Source organism: Acidocella sp. (assembly GCF_013044125.1).
GTDB lineage: Bacteria > Pseudomonadota > Alphaproteobacteria > Acetobacterales > Acetobacteraceae > Acidocella.
The window spans coordinates 1-3,779 of the sequence record NZ_JABEVC010000202.1 but is presented as its reverse complement, the minus strand read 5'-3'; the positions used below and the strand labels follow the sequence as shown (position 1 = coordinate 3,779).

2 protein-coding genes are annotated in these 3,779 nt (G+C 64.0%); both read right to left on the bottom strand.

Annotated features, from left to right (window positions below; translation table 11 throughout):
• Window positions 1–358 precede the first annotated feature (358 nt).
• A protein-coding gene (gene prfB / locus HKL97_RS12420) for a peptide chain release factor 2 (protein ID WP_284258540.1) occupies window positions 359–1,490 on the bottom strand; the annotation gives its coding sequence in 2 pieces (ribosomal slippage) (window positions 359–1,420 and window positions 1,422–1,490; 1,131 coding nt in all).
• Between the two features lie 128 nt (window positions 1,491–1,618).
• Window positions 1,619–3,469, bottom strand: coding sequence for a dihydroxy-acid dehydratase (gene ilvD / locus HKL97_RS12415; RefSeq protein WP_291425805.1), 1,851 nt, complete (start codon window positions 3,467–3,469; stop codon window positions 1,619–1,621).
• Window positions 3,470–3,779: the final 310 nt, after the last annotated feature.

The following is a 3,779-nucleotide window of genomic DNA, read 5'->3' as shown; positions in this document are numbered from 1 at the left end:
GGCGGACTCCGCGGAGGAAAGGTTTTGCACGATGATGTCCCGTCATTGACCAGTTTCGGGCTATTTTTCGTGGAACTTTATCCCACAAGCAAGTTACAAAATTGATACATTCGCGTGTGCTTGCCGGGCGCGATGGATTCGCGTTGGTGCAAGAGCGCGGAGCAGACTGCGCTCTAGAGCCTGATTGGTTTAGGTGTGATCAGGCTCTAGCCATTTTTCTGAGGGCGATTCACGCTTTCGGCTCGCTCGGCTGAGGGAGCCGCAAACGGTCAGAGGCTGTGTGACGGTATCGTGATGATTGCGGGGGAGATGCCGGCTTGCGCTCGCATGCCTGAGTGGGGTGGCGGGATGGGCGTGGTTATTGCGCCATGGCCGAGGCGTCGGAACGGGTGGCGCCGACGCGCGCGGCCAGGGAGGCGGCCATGAAGGGGTCCAGGTTGCCATCCAGCACCGCGGCGGGGTTGCCGGTTTCATAATTGGTGCGCAGGTCCTTCACCAGCTGGTAGGGGGCGAGGACGTAGGAGCGGATCTGGTGGCCCCAGCCGATGTCGGTTTTCGCGGCTTCGATGGAGGCGGAGGCGGCTTCGCGCTTTTGCAGCTCCATCTCGTACATGCGGGCTTTGAGCATGTTCATGGCGGTGGCGCGGTTGCGGTGCTGGGAGCGGTCAGTCTGGCAGGCGACGATGATGCCGGTGGGGACGTGGGTGATGCGGATGGCGGATTCGGTTTTGTTGACGTGCTGGCCGCCCGCACCCGAGGCGCGGAAGGTATCCACCTTCAGGTCCGCCGGGTTGATCTCGATCTCGATGGTGTCGTCGACCACCGGGTAGACCCAGACGGAGGAGAAGCTGGTGTGGCGGCGCGCGGCGGAATCATAGGGCGAGATGCGGACTAGGCGGTGGACGCCGGATTCGGTTTTGAGCCAGCCGTAGGCGTTGGGGCCGGAGATTTGCATGGTGACGGATTTGATGCCGGCTTGCTCGCCTTCCGACATGTCGAGGATTTCAACCTTGAAGCCGCGGCGCTCGGCCCAGCGCATGTACATGCGCTGGAGCATCTGCGCCCAGTCCTGCGCCTCGGTGCCGCCGGAGCCGGCGTTGATTTCCATGAAGGCGTCGCGGCCATCGGCCTCGCCGGAGAGCAGGCTCTCGATTTCGCGGGTTTTGGCCTGTTCGGCCAGGGTGGCGAGGTTGGCCAGAGCGTCCTTCACCAGGGCGGCGTCGCCTTCGGCTTCGGCCATTTCGACCAGCTCGATGGTGTCGGCGGTTTCACGTTCCAGCGCGAGGACGCCATCGATGAGCCCGGCGAGGCGGCCGCGCTCGCGCATCACCACTTGCGCGGCTTCGGCGTTGTTCCAGAGGGAGGGGTCTTGTGCGCGCGCGTCTAGTTCGGCGCGTTTGATGAGGGCGGCATCCCAGTCAAAGATGCCTCCTCAGCAAGGCGACCGAACGGCCGATCTGCTCGTTTAACTGATCTGATTCTGCTGACATGGGAGGGGTATATAGAGGAAGTTGCGGGGAATGACAGGGGGGTGAGAGGATGGGTGGCGCTTCGCTTACCCATCCTACGGATGGGGGTGTTGGGGATGGGTGGCGCTGCGCTCACCCATCCTTTCAGGTTACCGGCGGGTTAGCTGCGTGACATCGCGCACGGCGCCGCGCGCCGCGCTGGTGGTGAGGGCGGCGTAGGCTTGCAATGCCTGGGAGACCACGCGGGTGCGGTTTGGCTTCCAGGCGTCCTCGCCGCGGGCTTCCATGGCGAGGCGGCGGGCGGCCAGGGTTTCATCCGGCAGGGCGGCGCGCAGGATGCGGTTGGGGATGTCGATTTCGATGATGTCGCCTTCTTCCAACAGGCCGATGTCGCCGCCTTCGGCGGCTTCGGGGGAGGCGTGGCCGATGGAGAGGCCGGCGGTGCCGCCGGAGAAGCGGCCATCGGTCACCAAGGCGCAGACTTTGCCCAGGCCTTTGGATTTGAGGTAGCTGGTGGGGTAGAGCATCTCCTGCATGCCGGGGCCGCCCTTGGGGCCTTCATAACGGATGACCACCACATCCCCCGCGACGATGCGGTTGCCGAGGATGGCGGAGACCGCGTCGTCCTGGCTCTCAAAAATGCGGGCGGGGCCGGTGAAGACCAGGGCGGAGGGGTCAACCCCCGCGGTTTTGACGATGGCGCCGTCGAGCGCGATGTTGCCGGAGAGGACGGCGAGGCCGCCATCGGGGCTGAAGGCGTGGGCGAGGTCGCGGATGACGCCTTTGGCGCGGTCAAGGTCCAGGGACTCATAGCGGCGGTTCTGGCTGAAGGCTTGGGTGGTGCGCACGCCGCCGGGGGCGGCGAGGTAGAGGCTGCGGGCGGCATCCGAGGCGGGGCCTGAGATGTCCCATTTGGCGATGGCCTCGCCCATGGTGGGGGTGTGGACGGTGGGCAGGGTGGTGTGGATCAGCCCGGCGCGGCTGAGTTCGCCCAGGATGGCGAAGATGCCGCCGGCGCGGTGGACGTCTTCCATGTGGACATCGGATTTTGAGGGCGCGACCTTGCAGAGATTGGGGACGCGGCGGGAAAGATGGTCGATGTCTTCCATGGTGAAGGGGATTTCGCCCTCATGCGCGGCGGCGAGCAGGTGGAGCACCGTGTTGGTGGAGCCGCCCATGGCGATATCGAGCGACATGGCGTTCTGGAAAGCCTCGAAGCTGGCGATGGAGCGGGGGAGGATGCTGGCGTCGTCCTGCTCGTACCAGCGTTTGGCGAGTTTGACGATGGTGCGCCCGGCTTCGAGGAACAATTCGCGGCGGTCAGCGTGGGTGGCGAGCAGGCTGCCGTTGCCGGGCAGGGAGAGACCCAGCGCCTCAGTGAGGCAGTTCATGGAATTGGCGGTGAACATGCCCGAGCAGGAGCCGCAGGTGGGGCAGGCGGAGCGCTCGACGGAATCTGTCTCGGCGTCAGTCACCGAAGGGTCAGCGGCGGCGACCATCGCGGTGATGAGGTCTGCGCGCTCGGTTTTGCCGCCGTGGATGTATTTGCCGGCTTCCATCGGGCCGCCGGAGACGAAGACGGTGGGGATGTTCAGGCGCATCGCGGCCATGAGCATGCCGGGGGTGATTTTGTCGCAGTTGGAGATGCAGACCAGGGCGTCAGCGCAGTGGGCGTTGACCATGTATTCGACGGAATCAGCGATCAGCTCACGCGAGGGCAGGCTGTAGAGCATCCCGGAATGGCCCATGGCGATGCCGTCATCCACCGCGATGGTGTTGAATTCCTTGGCGACGCCGCCGGCGGACTCGATCTCGCGGGCGACCATCTGGCCGAGGTCTTTGAGGTGGACGTGGCCGGGGACGAACTGGGTGAAGGAATTGGCGATGGCGATGATGGGTTTGCCGAAGTCGCCGTCCTGCATGCCGGTGGCGCGCCAGAGGCTGCGCGCGCCGGCCATGTTGCGGCCGTGGGTGGTGGTGCGGGAGCGGTATGCCGGCATTTTAATGTCCTAACTGGTGGAGCGCAGGGGATATAAATTCACCCGTTTGCGGGCAAAGGCAAGTTTGCGCGTGGCGGCGGCGGGGGGTGAGCGGAAATTTACAGTTTGTTAACTTTAAAATTGAAATCGGGAGGGTGAACGGATACACTTTTTGGGTGAGTAGAATTGAACTGACTCGTCTTGTAGTTGTGTATTGGTTTGGGGAGCTTCATGAGCGGTATCATAGAAAATTATACCGGCGTGGTTGAGACTGTCACCCTCAGCGCTGCCGGGAGTTATGTGATTACCGCCGATGGCGGCATGGGTGGTG